Here is a 15,212-nt window from a genome sequence, read left to right as displayed (position 1 = left end):
AGGCAGGGACTCGGCGAACGCGCGACTTCAGGAGAGAGCGAGGGGGCACATGCCCGAGCAGCCGGCACCGCCGACATCGGACACCCAGGACACCGCCGGACCCGCACCCACAGTCGTACCCGTACCCGCACCCGCAGTCGTACCCGCACCCGCACCCGCACCCCATGGGCCCGGCACCCCCGCCCCCGCCCCTGCCTCCACCCCCGCCGCCCGCCGGGCCGGTCTGCTGCTGGTGCTGGTCCTCGGCGCGCTCACCGCGACGCCCCCGCTGGCGATGGACATGTACCTCCCGTCGCTGCCGGAGGTCACCCGCTCCCTGCACGCCCCCGCCGCGACCGTCCAGCTCACCCTCACCGCCTGCCTCGCCGGCATGGCCCTCGGCCAGCTGGTCGTCGGCCCGATGAGCGACCGCTGGGGCCGCCGCCGCCCGCTGCTGGCCGGCCTCGCCGTCTACGTCGCCGCCACCGCCCTGTGCGCCCTCGCGCCGAACGTCGAGACCCTGGTCGCCTTCCGCCTCGCCCAGGGCCTCGCGGGCGCGGCCGGCATAGTCATCGCCCGCGCCGTCGTACGCGACCTCTACGACGGGGTCGCCATGGCCCGCTTCTTCTCCACCCTGATGCTGGTCTCCGGGGTGGCCCCGATCGTCGCCCCGCTGATCGGCGGGCAGATCCTGCGGGTGACGGACTGGCGGGGCGTGTTCGTCGTCCTGACGGTCGTCGGCGCCGTCCTCGCCGCGGTGGTGTGGGCGAAGCTCCCGGAGACCCTGCCGGCCGCCGACCGGCACGCCGGGGGAGCGGCCGCCGCCGTACGCGCCATGCGCGCCCTGCTCGCCGACCTCCCCTTCACCGGCTACATGCTGGCGGGCGGCTTCGCCTTCGCCGCGCTCTTCGCGTACATCAGTGCCTCGCCTTTCGTGATCCAGGAGATCTACGGCGCCTCCCCGCAGACCTTCAGCCTGCTCTTCGGGCTCAACTCGGTCGGGCTGGTGATCGCCGGGCAGATCAACGGCAAGGTGCTGGTCGGCCGGGTCGGCCTGGACAAGGTGCTGGGCGCGGGGCTGGCCGTGACCGTGCTCGCCTCGACCGCCCTGCTCCTCATGACGACCGGGGTCTTCGGCCCGGTCGGCCTCGCCCCCGTCGCCACCGCCCTGTTCGTGCTGATGTCCGCGATGGGCTTCGCCCTTCCCAACGCCCAGTCCCTCGCCCTGCTGCGCACCCGGCACACCGCCGGATCGGCGTCCGCGCTGCTCGGCACCTCCTCGTTCCTGGTGGGTGCGGTCGCCTCGCCGCTGGTCGGGATCGCCGGGGAGAGAACCGCCGTGCCCATGGCGATCGTCCAACTGGCGGGGACACTGGTGGCGCTGGCCTGCTTCGTGGGACTGTGCCGTCCCTGGACAGCGCGTGGGAACACACGTGCGGTGTTGGAGAATGGGGGTGCCCCCATTCGAGCGAAGTCGAGAAAGGGGGAAGGGAGCTGAGCGTACCGAGACTGCGCGTCGAGACACCGGAACGGGCCGGGCTCGACCCCGCGGAACTCAGGCACCTCGTGCGCGAAGTGCGTGCCCTCACCACCGGTGAGCGGCCCTGGGCGGCCGGGGCCGTGGTGGTCGCCGGACGCGGTCCCGTGATCGCCGTGCAGCAGGCGGCCGGCTGGGCGATGCGCTGGTCGGCGTACGATGCCGAGGCCGACGCCGGTGTCGCACTGCCGCCCGCCGCGCGGGTCCCGATGACCGTCGACACCCCCTTCGACCTGGCCTCCCTGACCAAACTCTTCACCGCGGTCGCCGCCGTGCAGCAACTGGAACGCGGCACCCTCGGCATCGACGCCCAGGTCGGCGCCTACCTCCCCGACTTCCGGGCGGCCGCCGTCCACCGCATCACCGTCCGCCAGCTCCTCACCCACACCTCCGGCCTGCGCCCCGAACTCCCGCTCCACGACTGCCCCGACGACGCGGCCCGCCTCGACCTGCTCCGCGCCGAGGCCCCGAGCAGCGCACCCGGCGCCTACCGCTACTCGGACCTCAACATGCTCCTCCTCCAGCACGTCCTGGAGCGGATCACCGGCCGCACCCTCGACGTCCTGGTCCGCGAGGGCATCACCCGCCCGCTCGGGATGGCCGCCACCGACTTCGGCCCCTGCCCCGGCGCGGCGGCCACCGAGGACCAGCGGCGGCCGTGGGCCAAGGCGGACCGGGGCATGCTGCGGGGTGTCGTGCACGACGAGAACGCCTGGGCGCTGGGCGGGGTGGCCGGGCACGCGGGCCTGTTCTCCACGGCCCGGGACCTGGCCGTCTTCTGCCGGACGCTGCTGGCGGGCGGCGCGTACGGTCCGGCGCGCATCCTCGGCCCCGACTTCGTGGACCTGCTGCTGGCCCCGCCCGGTCTGGGGTTCCTGGTGGACCAGCCGTGGTTCATGGGCGAACTGGCGGGACGGGGCGCGGCCGGGCACACCGGGTTCACGGGGACGAGCCTGGTGCTGGACCGGGCGACGGACACGTTCCTGGTCCTGCTGGCCAACACCGTCCATCCACGGCGGCGGCCGGGCGACAGCGCCCCGAGAGCGGCGGCGGCGACCCGCCTGGCGAGGGCGGTGTTCCTCAGCCCGTCGGGGGTGTGAGGGCGGGCCAGCCGGGGAGGTGAGGGTGCGGGGCGGCCGCCCCTACAATCGCCGGGTGAACCACCCCGCATCCCCGGCCGACCGGCTCCGTGCCACGCTCTCCGACCTTCTCGACGGCCTTCCTCCGAAGCAGGCCGCCGGGGCCGTCGAGCGGCTGATCGCCAGCTATCGGGGGGCCACCCCGACCGACGCGCCGATCCTGCGGGACCGGGCGGACGTGGTGGCCTACGCGGCGTACCGGATGCCGGCGACCTTCGAGGCGGTACGGGCGGCGCTGGCGGCCTTCGCCGACGCGGTGCCGGAGGGCTGGGTGCCGGGGAGCCATGTGGACGTCGGCGGCGGGACGGGCGCGGCGACCTGGGCGGTGACCGACACCTGGGCCGGGACGCGGCCGGTGACGGTCCTCGACTGGGCCGAGCCGGCACTGGCCCTCGGCCGGGAGATCGCCACGGCCAACCCGGAGTTGCGGGAGGCGGTGTGGCAGCGCTCTCGGATCGGAGCGGCGCTCACCATCGAGAGCACTGATCTGGTCACGGTGTCGTACGTCCTCAACGAGCTCGACGAGGCCGCCCGCGCCGCCCTCGTCGACGCCGCCGCGGCCGCCGCGCAGGCCGTCGTCATCGTGGAGCCCGGCACCCCGGCGGGCTACGCCCGGGTCATCGAGGCCCGCGACCGCCTGATCGCCGCCGGCTTCCGGGTCGCCGCGCCCTGCCCGCACAGCGCCGCCTGCCCGATCGCCCCCGGCACGGACTGGTGCCACTTCTCGGCCCGGGTCAGCCGCTCCTCCCTGCACCGCCAGGTCAAGGGCGGATCACTGCCCTACGAGGACGAGAAGTTCAGCTATGTGGCTGCCACCCGGCTCCCGGCCGCCCCGGCGCCGGCCCGGGTCGTCCGGCGGCCGCAGATCCGCAAGGGCCAGGTCATCCTCGACCTGTGCGAGGCCGACGAACAGCTGCGCCGCACGACGGTCACCAAGCGGCACGGCGACCTGTACAAGGCGGCGCGGGACGCGGACTGGGGCGACGAATGGCCACCGCCCGGTTCGAGGGCGTAACTCCCGCGAGTCCTTATCACCCCAGTGAGGGTATGTAACTCCCATGAGCCCTTATCGCCCCAGTGTGAGGGTGTAACCCCCGTAACCCCCCGTCGCCCCAGTGAGACCTTCCGCCCCTTGTCCTGCCTGCGTCCGCGACCCGCGCGTACCCCCCTTCACGCCCAGATGGGACAATAAGGCATGCTGGCCGGACCACAGTGAGGCGAGGCGATACATGAGCGGGACGTTCGGCGGCCGGAGTGGCCGGCAGGGCAGACTCTCCCAGTGGCTGCTCGGACGGCGGCCCAAGGAAGCCGCCGCCACCGACGACGACGGCCGTGCGGCCCTGCTGCTCGCGGCCGCCGAGGCGGGCCTCCCGCTGGCCCCCGCCGCGCACCCCGCCCCCGGCTACGGCTGCTCCTGCGACCGCGTCGGCTGCCCCACCCCGGCCCGGCACCCGGTGTCGTTCGCGTGGCAGACGCAGTCCACCACCGACCGCGCCCAGATCGAGCGCTGGGCCCGGCACCAGCCGCAGGCCAACTTCATCACCGCGACCGGGACGACACACGACGTCCTGGACGTCCCCCTGGAGGCCGGCCGGCCGGCGCTGGAGCGGCTGCTCGCGAACGGCGTCGAGGTCGGTCCGGTCGCCGAGAGCGACGACGGCCGCATGCTGTTCTTCACCCTCACCCGCGGCACCCCGGAGGACGAGGACGAGTGGTGGCCGTGCGAGCTGGACTGCCACCCCGAGACCATGGACGAGCACCCCGGCCTGCGCTGGCACTGCCGGGGGTCGTACGTCCTCGTACCGCCCGCCCGGCTGCCCGGTGACGGTGACCGGCGGGTGCACTGGGTGCGCGGCCCCGAGCACCCGCTGCCCGACCCGCTGACCCTCCTGGAGATCCTCACCGACGCCGGCGCCCGGCACGCCGGCGAGGAGCCCGACCAGGTGGGCGCCGCCTGGCCGGCCCGCGGTTAGGAACCCTCCGCGGAGGTCAGGCCCTGGATGCGGCCCAGGACCGAGACCTTTCCGGTGCCCGCCGGGTCCAGGGCGACCTGGTTGGAGACGAACTCCATGGTCAGCGACTGCTTGATCTCGCCCTTGGTGAGGGCCTTCACGTCCTGGTTCGGCGCCGGCACGGACGTGCCCGCGGCCGCGGTCTCCTTGGCGTAGTAGCGGGTGGTGAAGAACACCATCGCGCCGCCCTCGGTGGTGCGCAGGGCGAGCGGCGCGTAGTCGCCGTTGGTCAGCGGCTCGTCGATGTACTGGGTCGCCAGGCCCGGCTTGGTCGACTTCTTGCGGTCCGTGCGCCAGCCGCTGGTGTGCGCGCCGTTCGCGAAGACGGCGCCGCCGCTCTTCAGGTACGTGGCGTAGTCCTGGCTCAAGTCGGCTGGACTGGCGGCCAGTTGGGCGCTGTTCGGCGGGACCGCCTCGGCCCAGCCGTCCTTGTCGGTCGTGAACTTCGGTACGTCGTCCGGCGCGACCAGCGTCAGATACGCCACCTGGAACGGCTCGGAGAGGCTGTCGCGGGTGAAGACCAGCAGCCAGCGGTCGTCGCCCCCCTTGTTGCCGTGCGCGTCGGCGAGGAACCAGCGCGGCCAGCCGGCCTTCTTGGGGATGGTGTACGTGACGTCGTCGAACTCCAGTGGCGAGTGGCCGGAGTTGCCGCTCGGGCTGTTGACGTGCCCGGCCTTCAGGCGCGCGGAGTCGATGTCGGCGAGGGCACCGGTCGTGTAGTCGGCGTCCAGGGAGCCGTCGTAGGCCTCGTCGGCCTTGTTGTAGGCGTCCGTGAACTGCTTCAGCGCCTTGGCGGCCTCGGCGCGGGTGGTGGTGGGGAGCACCTCGCGCTCCCCGTGCACCACCACGCATCCGCTCGCCGTCAGCGACAGGGCGGTCAGCGAGACCGCCATGAGCGCGTTCCGATCACGCCTGCGGAGTGTGCGGAGCCGCCGAGGGCCGCGATCCCTGGTCGTCAGGTGCGTCATCAGGTGCCTTCACCTTCCCCTTCCCGGAGCCGAACCCTACCGGGGCGAAGAAGAGTACGAGTGTCGGGACCAGGTACAGCAGCCACACCGTGACCTGGAGCACGGTCGGGTCGGGCTGGAAGTTGAAGACGCCCTTGAGGAGGGTGCCGTACCAGCTGTCCGGCGGGATGGTGCCGCTGATGTCGAAGGCCTGGTTGGTCAGGCCCGGGATCCAGTCGGCCTCCTGGAGGTCGTGGAAGCCGTATGCCAGCACGCCGGCGGCGACCACGACCAGCATGCCGCCGGTCCAGGTGAAGAACTTGGCGAGGTTGATCCGCAGGGCGCCGCGGTAGAAGAGCCAGCCGAGCAGGACCGCGGTGGCGAGGCCGAGGGCGACGCCGACCAGGGGGCGCGGGGTGCCGTCGCTGGCCGCGTGCACGGACGCCCACACGAACAGGGCGGTCTCCAGGCCCTCTCGGCCCACGGCCAGGAACGCGGTGGCGACCAGCGCACCCGTGCCCATCGCGAGGGCCGCGTCCAGTCTGCCGTGCAGCTCCGCCTTGAGGTGCCGGGCGGTGCGCCGCATCCAGAACACCATCCACGTCACCAGACCGACCGCGACGATGGACAGGGACCCGCCGAGCGCCTCCTGGGCCTGGAACGTCAGCTCCTGGGAGCCGAATTCGAGCGCGCAGCCGAAGCCCATGGCGATCAGCACCGCCACGGCGATGCCGATCCAGATCGGCCGCAGGGCGTCCCTGCGCTCGGTCTTGACCAGGTAGGCGATGAGGATGCAGACGACGAGCGACGCCTCAAGGCCTTCGCGCAGCCCGATCAGGTAGTTGGAGAACACGGATCACGCCCCCTTGGCGGACTCGGAGAACAGCGTCCGGCCCCACCAGTCGTCCTTGTCCCGGACGCCGGGCGGGACCGCGAAGACCGCCGAACCCACGTGCTGGATGTACTCGTTGAGCGCGTCGGACGCCGACAGCCTGCGCTGCAGGGGGATGAACCCCTTGCGCACGTCACGCTGGTAGGCCAGGAAGAACAGCCCCGCGTCGAGCCGGCCGAGCCCGTCCGTGCCGTCGGTGAACGAATAGCCCCGCCGCAGGATGGTGATCCCGTCGTTGGAGTCGGGGTGCGCGAGCCGCACATGGGCGTCCGGCTTCATCGCCTTCAGGAACGGCGCGTCGTGCTCCTTGGCCTTGCCGACCGGGGCGCCCTCGCCCTTGTCCCGCCCGAAGACGTCCTCCTGCTCCTGGAGCGAGGTCCGGTCCCAGGTCTCGATGTTCATCCGGATGCGCCGGGCGACGAGATACGACCCCCCGCTCATCCACGCCGGACCGTCGCCGTCGCCCACCCACACGAACTTCTTCAGCCGGTCGGTCTCGGTGCCCGCGATGTTGCGGGTGCCGTCCTTGAACCCCATGAGATTGCGCGGGGTCTGGGCGTCCGGCGTGGTCGAGGACGTCTTGCCGAAGCCGAGCTGGGACCAGCGGATGGCGACCTTGCCGAAGCCGATCCGGGCGAGGTTGCGGATGGCGTGCACGGCGACCTGGGGGTCGTCGGCGCAGGCCTGGACGCACAGGTCGCCGCCGGTGCGGGCGGAGTCGAAGTTGTCGCCCGGGAACTGCGGCAGATCGACCAGGGCGGCCGGGCGGCTGTCCGCCAGCCCGAACTTCTCGAAGAACGAGGGCCCGAAGCCGATCGTCAGCGTCAGCCGGGACGGCTTCAGCCCGAGCGCCTCGCCGGTGTCGTCCGGGGGCGCCTCGGCGAGCCCGCCGTAGGCGCCGTCGCCGATCGCCTTCCCGGCGGTCAGCCGCCGGGCCGCGGCCGTCCAGTCCTTCAGCAACTGGACGAACTCGGCCCGGTCCTCGGTCTTCACGTCGAACGCGGCGAAGTGCAGCCGGTCCTGGACGGCGGTGGCGACACCGGCCTGGTGGGCGCCGTGGAACTCGACCGCGCCACCGGCGTCGGCGGCGGCCGGGTCCATGTCGTCGCCCGCCTCGGCCATCGCCACCGCGCCCCCGGCCACGGCGGCGCCGAGCGCGAGCCCGGCCCCGCCCCAGCCGATGAGCGCGCGACGTGACGGATTGGCTTTCTCTGCCATGACCTGCCCCCTACTTGACGACGGTCGCGGCGAGCTTGGACAGCGGCTCCGCGAGGGCGTTGACGGCGTCGGACAGCTCCTTGCGCTGGGCCTTGGTGACCTTGTCGTACGACACGAAGCCGTCCGAGGTCGAGGTCGTGCGGTACTTGTCGAGCAGCGTGTTCAGCGCGGTGAACTGCTTGTCCAGCTCGGTGGTCAGGGCCGCGTCGTTCTTCTGGGCGACCGGCTTCAGCAGCTCGTACGCCTTCTGCGCGCCGTCGACGTTGGCCTTGAAGTCGCTGAGGTCGGTGTGGGAGTAACGGTCCTCCTCACCGGTGACCTTGCCGGTGGCGACCTCGTCCAGGAGTTCCTTGGCGCCGTTGGCCATGGAGGTCGGGGTGATCTCGGCCTTGCCGACCCGCTTCTGCCAGTCCTTCAGGTCGGTGAGCAGCTCGTCGGCGAGGGTCTTCTGCTCGGCGCCGATCTTCTTGTCCTGCCACAGCGCCTTCTCCAGCGCGTGCCAGCCGGTCCACTTCTGGCCCTTCTCCAGGCCGTCGGCGCGGGTGTCCGTCTTGGGGTCGATGTCCCCGAAGGACTCGGCGATCGGCTCGGTGGTCTCCCAGCCGACGCGGGAGGGGGCGTAGGCGTTCTTGGCGGCTTCTATGTTCCCCGCCTTGATGGCGTTGACGAACGTCTCCACCTTCGGGAGCGTCGCGTCGGCCTGCTCCTGCGCGTACTCGCGGTAGTCGGCGACGGCCTTGTCGAGCGTCGGGTTGCGCTTGGCGACCGCGCCGGAGCCGGTGACGGTCAGCTTCTGCCGGACCCCGTGCCCCTTCATCCCCGGCCGGCAGGCGATTTCGTACGACCCCTGCTTCACCTCGGCGGTGAGCGTGTACTTGGTCCCCGGGCCGATGTTCTCCTTCTCCGAGACGATCCGGTCGTCCGGGAAGAGGATCTCGACCTCGGTGGCCTTGGAGCCCTTGTTCTCGATGGCGAGCGTGACGTGACCGGCCGGCACGGACTTGGTCGACGTCTCGCACTTGGCGTCGGCGGCGGTGACCTGGATCGCGTCACTCCCCTTGGCGTCGCTCTTCGCCGTGCAGGCCGAGAGGGCGGTCAGAGCGGCCGCGGTGGCGGCGGCGGTGACGGTGAGTCGGACGGCACGCATGCAGGCTCCAAGCGGGGGAGGTGTGGTGAGGCTGGCCTAACTTACATGAGGCTTACCTCACTGATACCCGTCCGGGTCGGGATTGACCAGACACAGAAAGATCACAGATACGGCTTGATATCGGCGGCCAAAAACTGGCACCAAGAGATGGTCAAGGAAGGGTCAAGGAAGCCGCTTCGGGCCAACGACGACCGCGCCCGTCCGCGGATGCGGGAACACCTCGACCGGGTGGCCGTACACCTCCGACAACAGCCGCTCCTCGAACACTTCGGCGGGAGGGCCGTCGGCGACGATCCGGCCGGCCCGCAGGATCGCGACGCGGTGCGCGTAGGCGGCGGCGAGGGCGAGGTCGTGCAGCACGACGACGACCGCGTCTCCGGCGGCCGCCCGTTCCCGGCAGAGCCGCAGCACCAGTTCCTGGTGTTTGAGGTCGAGCGCGGCGGTGGGTTCGTCGAGCAGCAGGAGTGGCGCGTGCTGGGCCAGCACCCGGGCGAGCGCGACCCGCGCCCGCTCCCCGCCGCTCAGCGCGGAGAACGGCCGTGCGGCGAATTCCGTCACCTCGGCGGCCGACATCGCCCCGGCGACCGCGAGTTCGTCCTCCTCCGGGGTGGCGGTGACATGCGGCGCCCGTCCCATCCGGACGACGTCCGCCACGGTGAACGGGAAGGACAGGGCGGCCGCCTGGGGCAGCACGGCCCGCCGCAGGGCGAGCTCACTCGCGGACCACTCCTCGGCAGGCCGCCCGAAGACCCGCACGACCCCGTCACCGGCCGGTATGTCAACGGCGAGCGCCCCCAGCAGAGTCGACTTACCGGCCCCGTTGGGCCCGACCAGCGCGACCACCTCCCCGGCCCGGGCAACCAGGTCGACACCGACGAGAACAGACCGCGCACCGAGCCGAACGCACACCCCCTCAGCCTCGACGAGGACGTCACCGGGGGAGGGGGGAGACGGAGGGACGGGATACGAACGCAGGAGTCTCATGAGGCAAGGGATTCCGGTCGGAGGGCCAAGGAGGGTGCGGCGAGGTGTCTAGGGGGCGCGCGGAACTGCGCGACCGGCCATGGCGGCGCCGCACCTGCCCGCGCAGCGGCCGGAGTCGGTCGGTCGGGTGGCTCATGCCCAACCTCCCTGCCGGCGCCGGGTTCTCCGGAGGAGCCAGAAGAAGAACGGGCTTCCCAGCAGGGCCGTCAGGACGCCCAGGGGGAGTTCGGCGGGGGCCGCGAGCGTGCGGGCCGCCAGGTCGGCGGTGAGCAGGACCACCGCTCCCAGCAGGGCACTGCCGGGAATGAGGAACCGGTGCCCCGGCCCCGCCGCCATCCGCAGCAGGTGCGGCACGACCAGGCCCACGAAACCGATGATCCCCGAGACGCTCACCGCCGCCGCCGTGAGGAGGGCGATGACCAGGACCAGGGTGAGACGCAGACGTTCGACGTCGACGCCCAGATGCCGGGCCGGGCGTTCGCCGAGGGAGAGGAGGTCGAGACGGCGGGCGTACAGGGGGGCGGTCGCGAGGCCCAGTACCGCACACGGCAGGACCGCCAGCACCTTCGGCCACGTCGCCTGGGAGAGCGAACCCAGCTGCCAGAAGGTGATCTGACTGACCGCCGCCGTGTCCGCGAAGAAGAGGAACAGCCCGATCAGCGCCCCCGCGAACGCGTTCAGCGCGATCCCCGTCAGGATCAGCGTGACCACCTCCGTACGGCCCCCGGAACGGGACATCACGTACACCAGCAGCACCGTCGCCAGCCCCGCCACGAACGCGAACGCCGTCACCGTCCAGTTGCCCAGGAAGTCGAGCCCGAAGGCGATCGCGGCCACCGCCCCCACCGCCGCCCCCGAGGAGACCCCGATGACCCCCGGCTCGGCGAGCGGGTTGCCGAACACGCCCTGCATCAAGGCTCCCGCGCAGCCCAGCGACGCACCGACGAGCAGCGCCAGCACGATCCGCGGGAAGCGGACGTTCCAGAGGACGGACTCGGGAACCCGGTCCAGCGCCGTACCGCCGAGACCCGTCCGGTGCAGGACCGAACCGAGGACGTCGGCGGTCGGGATCGGGTACGCGCCGAGACCGGCCGCCACCGGGACCAGGACCAGGAGTGCCACCGCCAGCCCCACCGTGAGCAGCCACGCCGCCGACGGCTTCCGGCGCAACCGCGCCGCCAGGACCGTCACTTCGCGTCCTCCCCGTACAACTGCGCCACCACGGACCTGAGCACCTGGTCGGTGCGCGGCCCGTAGTTGAGCAGCACCCCGTCCTCGATCGAGACGACCCGCCGGTCCATCCCGGCCGGCGTCTGCGCGACCCCCGGGATCTTCACCAGTCCGTCGATGCCGCCGACGGACTCGAGTCCCTTGGTCATGACGAGAATCGCGTCCGGCGCGGCCTGGGCGAGAGCCTCGGTGGTGATGGCCGTGAAGTCCTTCTTCAGCCCGGACCCGGCCCCCGCGTCCACGGCCCCGGCCGCCTCCAGCAGAGAGGTCGCGCCCGATCCCTGCCCGCCGATCAGATACACGGACGCCGAGCCGCGCAGGTAGAGGAAGGCGACCCGCGGCTTCTCGTTCTCCCGCGGAACGTCCTTGCGCACGGCGGTGATCCGCGCTTCCGACCGCTCGGTCAGCTCCTGGCCCGCCGACGGCACGCCGAGCGCGTCGGCCACCGCCCGGATGCGCGGGCCGACGTCGTCCAGGCCCTGGGCCGGGTCCACGACCAGCACCGGGATGCCGGCCTCGCGGATCTGGTCCATGGCTTCGTCGGGCCCCGTCGTCGTCTCGGCGAGGACCAGGTCCGGCTTCAGCGAGAGCACGCTCTCGGCGGAGACGTCATGGTTGCGGGTGACCACCGGGAGCTTCGCCGCCTGCCGGAAGGTCGCGGTGATGTCCCGGGCGACCACCCGGTCCCCGAGCCCGAGCGTGAACACGATCTCGCTGAGGCTGCCGGAGAGCGGCACGATCCGCCGGGCCTGCCGGACCGTCACCTTCCTGCCGTCGGCGGAGGCGACGGTCACCGGGAGCTTCGGCGCCGGGGGGTCGGTCAGCGGCTCGACCCGGTTGGCGGGGGCCGCCACCGACGCCGTGGCCGAGGTCTTCGCCGGCCCCCCGCAGGCCGTCGCGGTGAGCGTCAGGGCGAGCACGGAGACCAGTGCTCCCGCCAGTCGAGTGCGCAAGCGTCGCACGGTCCCGTCCGTCCTCTCGGCTCGATGCAGGCCGCCGCTACGGTGACCCGGAGTGAAGCTTAGGTTAGCCTTACCTTCATTCGCTACCGGCCGTCGTACCCGTCGTCCCCGGAGGACCCTCCATGCCCGCGCGCCCTAGAGCCCTGGTCACCGCGCTCTGTACGGCACTGTCCACGGCGGTCCTGGGAGCCGCGGCCCTGCTGCTCCCGGCGGCCCCCGCGCACGCCGCGAGCCGTACCGTGCAGGGCGGCCGGCTCGACTGGGGCGTCAAATCGTCCTTCCAGAGCTATGTCACCGGGCCGATCGCCAAGGGGAGTTACTCCCTGACCGGCGGTGCCGGGACCGTGGGCAGCAGCCAGTTCCGCTTCCCGTCGGCGACCGGCAGCTACGACGGCGACACCGGCGCGTTCACCGCGTCCTTCGCCGGCGGGGTGCACTTCGTCGGACACAAGGAGAGCGACGGCACCTACCAGCTGGACCTCACCCTGAGCCGCCCCACCGTCCGCATCTCCGGCTCGTCCGGCACGCTCTACCTGGACGTCGTCAGCAAGGCGAAGGGCACCGGAACGGTCACGACGTCCTCGCAGGTGCCCTTCGCCTCCCTCGCCCTGGGCGGTATCAGCATGAAGGGCGGCGGCACGGCCGTCGTGCTCGACAACGTGCCCGCCACCCTCACCGCCCAGGGCGCCACGTCCTTCGCCGGCTACTACACCGCCGGTACCGCCCTGGACCCGGTGAGCCTGGCGGCGGACGTCAAGGCGGCGACCACGCCCACCCCCACGCCCAAGCAGTCGCCCACGAAGAAGGCCACTGCGAAGGACGACTCCATCGAGGACGGAGCCGTCGACTGGGGCGTGCGCCGCACCTTCCGGGAGTACGTCACCGGTGACATCGCCCGCGGCAGATGGACGCTGACCGGCGGCGCCGAGGACGGCGGTGCCCTCTTCCGCTTCCCCAAGGGCGAAGGGACGTACGCGAAGGGCGAGTTGACGGCGAGCTTCGCGGGCGCCGTCCGCTTCACCGGCGACCACGGCCTCGACCTGAGGCTGAGCGGGGTCAGGGCCACCGTCGAGGACGGCCGGGGCACCCTCTACGCCGACGTCGACAGCGACGGCTTCACCGGCGACAAGGTCCCGCTGGTCACCTTCACGGCCGGCGACTTCACCGCGAAGAAGGGGCTCGCCGAGGTCTCCGAGGCCCCCGCGAAACTCACCGCCCAGGGCGCCAAGGCCTTCGCCGGAATGTATCCGGCCGGTACGGCCATGGACCCGGTCTCCCTCTCCGTCGCCCTCACCGCCGACGCCACGCTTCCCGCCCTGCCCGACCTGGGCAGCGCGGCCGACGAGACGGAGACCCCGTCACCGAGCCCCACCTCGGCCCAGCCGGTGGCGAGCGACACCGCCGCCGGCGACGACGGCACCCCCGTCCTGCCCATCGTCCTCGCCACGGGTGCCCTGCTGGCCGCCGCCGCGCTCTTCGCGGTCGCCGTCCGCAGGCGCCGCACCCGGACGGCGGCCGGGCCCGCCCCCGCCGACGAGGACCAGCCCCCGGGGATCCCGGGATTCCCGGGATCCCCGGACCATCCATGAGGAGCCACATGCCCGCCACCACACGCACCACCACACGCGCCACCACCCCCAGAAAGCTCGCCCTCGCCGCCGCCGTCGCGGTCACCCTGGGGGCCGGCGCCCTCACCGCGGCGACCACCGCGTCCGCCGCCGAAGTGCCGCTCAGCGGCTACGAGTTGACGTGGGGCATCAAGCAGTCGTACCGCACCTACGTCACCACCTACGCGGCCGGCACCTTCACCGCGGCGGACGGCGCGACCCAGGCCGCCGACAACGGCGCCTTCACCTTCACCGGGGGCAGCGGCAGTTACGACTCCGACGCCCACACCGTGGACCTCGGCTTCCAGGGCAGCCTGCACATCGTCTCCCAGCCGCACGGCTTCGACCTGACGCTGTCCGACGTGAAGTTCGACAGCGGGGCGGCGGAGATCACCGCGGACGTGACCAGGAACGGCACGACCACGGACGACGTGCCGCTCGCCACGGTCACCGTCACCCGCGAGATGACGGGCATGACGACCACGCTCACCCAGCAGGCGGCGGACGTCTTCGGCAGCGCCGGTTACGCGGGCGCGGCAGGCGACCCGCTCACCGTCGTCCAGAAGACGACCGAGCCGACGTCCCCGTCGCCCTCCCCCTCCGCCTCCACGTCCGCGAGCGCGAGTCCGTCGGCCTCGGCGTCCGCGTCGGCCTCGGCGTCTCCCTCCACCAGCGCGTCCACGTCCGCCTCCCCGTCGCCCTCCGCGTCGGAGTCCGAGCAGACCCCCGCCGAGGGCGACATCGCCGACGGCACCCTCACCTGGGGCGTCAAGGAGTCCTTCCGTACCTACGTGGTCGGCAGCGTCGCCCAGGGCAGCATCACCGCCTCCGACGGGGCGACCCAGGCCACCGGCAACGGCGTGTTCACCTTCGCCGACGCGACCGGCAGCTACGACACCGACGCCGGCACCCTCTCCGCCGCCTTCGAGGGCGCGGTCAACTTCAAGGGCCACGAGAGCAACGGCACGTACGGCCTCGACCTCACCCTCGGCAACATCCGGGCGACGGTCGACGGCGGCAAGGGCGAACTGACCGCCGACGTGACGAGCCTCGGCACCACCACGAAGAACGTGGAGCTGGCCGGCCTCGAGGCCGACTCCGCCGACCTGACGCCCGAGGACGACGTGATCACCCTCGACGACGTCACCGCCACCCTGACCGAGGCCGGCGCGAAGGCGTTCAGCGGCTACTACACCGCGGGCACCGAACTCGACCCGGTCGACCTCTCCGTCGCCCTCACCGACGACGCCCAACTCCCCTCCGGGGACGGCGACTCCACCGCCACCCCGACCGCCACCGCCTCGGACACCTCCGGCACGGCGAGCGGCGGCGTCACCGGCTCGACCACCGGCGGCACCGGCGGCAGCCTCGCCTCCACCGGCTCGGCCCTCCCGGCCGCCGCCCTCGGCACGGCGGCCGCGGTCACCGTGGCGGCGGGCGCGGGCGTGGTGTACGCGATGCGCAGGCGCCGTACCGAGGCGTGATCCCCGTCGGCGGCGGCCGGGCGTCCCCTGGCGGCGGGGGCCGGGCGTCCTCCGCGCCTGGGACGACCCGGCCG

At 72.6% G+C, this 15,212-nt stretch carries 13 protein-coding genes; 6 read left to right on the top strand and 7 right to left on the bottom strand.

The window, feature by feature from the left end:
• The first annotated feature begins 49 nt into the window (after positions 1–49).
• The 4 genes from ACFWXC_RS42820 to ACFWXC_RS42805 all read left to right on the top strand — a co-directional run bounded on the left by ACFWXC_RS42820 (position 50) and on the right by ACFWXC_RS42805 (position 4,628).
• Positions 50–1,477, top strand: a complete 1,428-nt coding sequence (locus ACFWXC_RS42820) for a multidrug effflux MFS transporter (RefSeq protein WP_384487856.1) — start codon at positions 50–52, stop codon at positions 1,475–1,477.
• Complete coding sequence (locus ACFWXC_RS42815) at positions 1,474–2,616, top strand: serine hydrolase domain-containing protein (protein WP_384487963.1); 1,143 nt, start codon at positions 1,474–1,476, stop codon at positions 2,614–2,616. Before ACFWXC_RS42820 ends, ACFWXC_RS42815 begins: the two co-directional genes overlap by 4 nt.
• A 55-nt stretch (positions 2,617–2,671) precedes the next feature.
• Positions 2,672–3,670 carry a small ribosomal subunit Rsm22 family protein gene (locus tag ACFWXC_RS42810; protein ID WP_384487854.1) on the top strand — a complete coding sequence of 333 codons (999 nt, stop codon included), beginning with the start codon at positions 2,672–2,674 and terminating at the stop codon, positions 3,668–3,670.
• A gap of 214 nt (positions 3,671–3,884) precedes the next feature.
• Positions 3,885–4,628, top strand: coding sequence for a bifunctional DNA primase/polymerase (locus tag ACFWXC_RS42805; protein WP_384487852.1), 744 nt, complete (start codon positions 3,885–3,887; stop codon positions 4,626–4,628).
• Here ACFWXC_RS42805 and ACFWXC_RS42800 read toward each other — a convergent pair.
• The 7 genes from ACFWXC_RS42800 to ACFWXC_RS42770 all read right to left on the bottom strand — a co-directional run bounded on the left by ACFWXC_RS42800 (position 4,625) and on the right by ACFWXC_RS42770 (position 12,047).
• Entirely contained in the window at positions 4,625–5,560 is a 936-nt protein-coding gene (locus ACFWXC_RS42800) for a hypothetical protein (protein ID WP_384487850.1), read from the bottom strand. The genes ACFWXC_RS42805 and ACFWXC_RS42800 overlap by 4 nt on opposite strands.
• A gap of 13 nt (positions 5,561–5,573) precedes the next feature.
• Entirely contained in the window at positions 5,574–6,467 is an 894-nt protein-coding gene (gene efeU, locus ACFWXC_RS42795) for an iron uptake transporter permease EfeU (protein WP_384487848.1), read from the bottom strand.
• 3 nt (positions 6,468–6,470) lie between these two features.
• Positions 6,471–7,724 (bottom strand): iron uptake transporter deferrochelatase/peroxidase subunit, encoded by a 1,254-nt coding sequence (gene efeB, locus ACFWXC_RS42790; RefSeq protein ID WP_384487845.1) that lies wholly within the window; start codon positions 7,722–7,724, stop codon positions 6,471–6,473.
• Positions 7,725–7,734: 10 nt separating this feature from the next.
• A complete protein-coding gene (gene efeO, locus ACFWXC_RS42785; protein WP_384487843.1) occupies positions 7,735–8,871 on the bottom strand; it encodes an iron uptake system protein EfeO in 1,137 nt (378 codons plus the stop codon).
• A gap of 162 nt (positions 8,872–9,033) precedes the next feature.
• Positions 9,034–9,855, bottom strand: a complete 822-nt coding sequence (locus ACFWXC_RS42780; protein WP_384487841.1) for a heme ABC transporter ATP-binding protein — start codon at positions 9,853–9,855, stop codon at positions 9,034–9,036.
• 132 nt (positions 9,856–9,987) lie between these two features.
• The gene (locus ACFWXC_RS42775) at positions 9,988–11,046 is read right to left on the bottom strand and encodes a FecCD family ABC transporter permease (protein WP_384487839.1); all 1,059 of its coding nucleotides are present in this window, start codon (positions 11,044–11,046) and stop codon (positions 9,988–9,990) included.
• The gene (locus ACFWXC_RS42770) at positions 11,043–12,047 is read right to left on the bottom strand and encodes a hemin ABC transporter substrate-binding protein (RefSeq protein ID WP_384487837.1); all 1,005 of its coding nucleotides are present in this window, start codon (positions 12,045–12,047) and stop codon (positions 11,043–11,045) included. Before ACFWXC_RS42770 ends, ACFWXC_RS42775 begins: the two co-directional genes overlap by 4 nt.
• Positions 12,048–12,169: 122 nt before the next feature.
• On the opposite strand from ACFWXC_RS42770, the gene ACFWXC_RS42765 reads away from it, so the two are divergent.
• The gene (locus ACFWXC_RS42765; RefSeq protein ID WP_384487836.1) at positions 12,170–13,636 is read left to right on the top strand and encodes an HtaA domain-containing protein; all 1,467 of its coding nucleotides are present in this window, start codon (positions 12,170–12,172) and stop codon (positions 13,634–13,636) included.
• An 8-nt stretch (positions 13,637–13,644) separates the two neighbouring features.
• A complete protein-coding gene (locus tag ACFWXC_RS42760; protein WP_384487834.1) occupies positions 13,645–15,138 on the top strand; it encodes an HtaA domain-containing protein in 1,494 nt (497 codons plus the stop codon).
• The last annotated feature ends 74 nt before the right edge of the window (positions 15,139–15,212 follow it).

This window comes from Streptomyces sp. NPDC058683 (assembly GCF_042716195.1).
Taxonomy (GTDB): domain Bacteria; phylum Actinomycetota; class Actinomycetes; order Streptomycetales; family Streptomycetaceae; genus Streptomyces.
Note: the sequence above shows the minus strand (reverse complement) of the source record. Positions and strands in the feature narration are given on the sequence as shown.

Excerpts from the sequence above, each read along its gene's own strand:
- ACFWXC_RS42805 (WP_384487852.1), top strand. The coding sequence starts at position 3,885 with ATGAGCGGGACGTTCGGCGGCCGGAGTGGCCGGCAGGGCAGACTCTCC.
- ACFWXC_RS42820 (WP_384487856.1), top strand. The coding sequence starts at position 50 with ATGCCCGAGCAGCCGGCACCGCCGACATCGGACACCCAGGACACCGCC.
- efeB (WP_384487845.1), bottom strand. The coding sequence starts at position 7,724 with ATGGCAGAGAAAGCCAATCCGTCACGTCGCGCGCTCATCGGCTGGGGC.
- ACFWXC_RS42765 (WP_384487836.1), top strand. The coding sequence starts at position 12,170 with ATGCCCGCGCGCCCTAGAGCCCTGGTCACCGCGCTCTGTACGGCACTG.
- ACFWXC_RS42800 (WP_384487850.1), bottom strand. The coding sequence starts at position 5,560 with ATGGCGGTCTCGCTGACCGCCCTGTCGCTGACGGCGAGCGGATGCGTG.
- ACFWXC_RS42760 (WP_384487834.1), top strand. The coding sequence starts at position 13,645 with ATGCCCGCCACCACACGCACCACCACACGCGCCACCACCCCCAGAAAG.
- efeO (WP_384487843.1), bottom strand. The coding sequence starts at position 8,871 with ATGCGTGCCGTCCGACTCACCGTCACCGCCGCCGCCACCGCGGCCGCT.
- ACFWXC_RS42780 (WP_384487841.1), bottom strand. The coding sequence starts at position 9,855 with ATGAGACTCCTGCGTTCGTATCCCGTCCCTCCGTCTCCCCCCTCCCCC.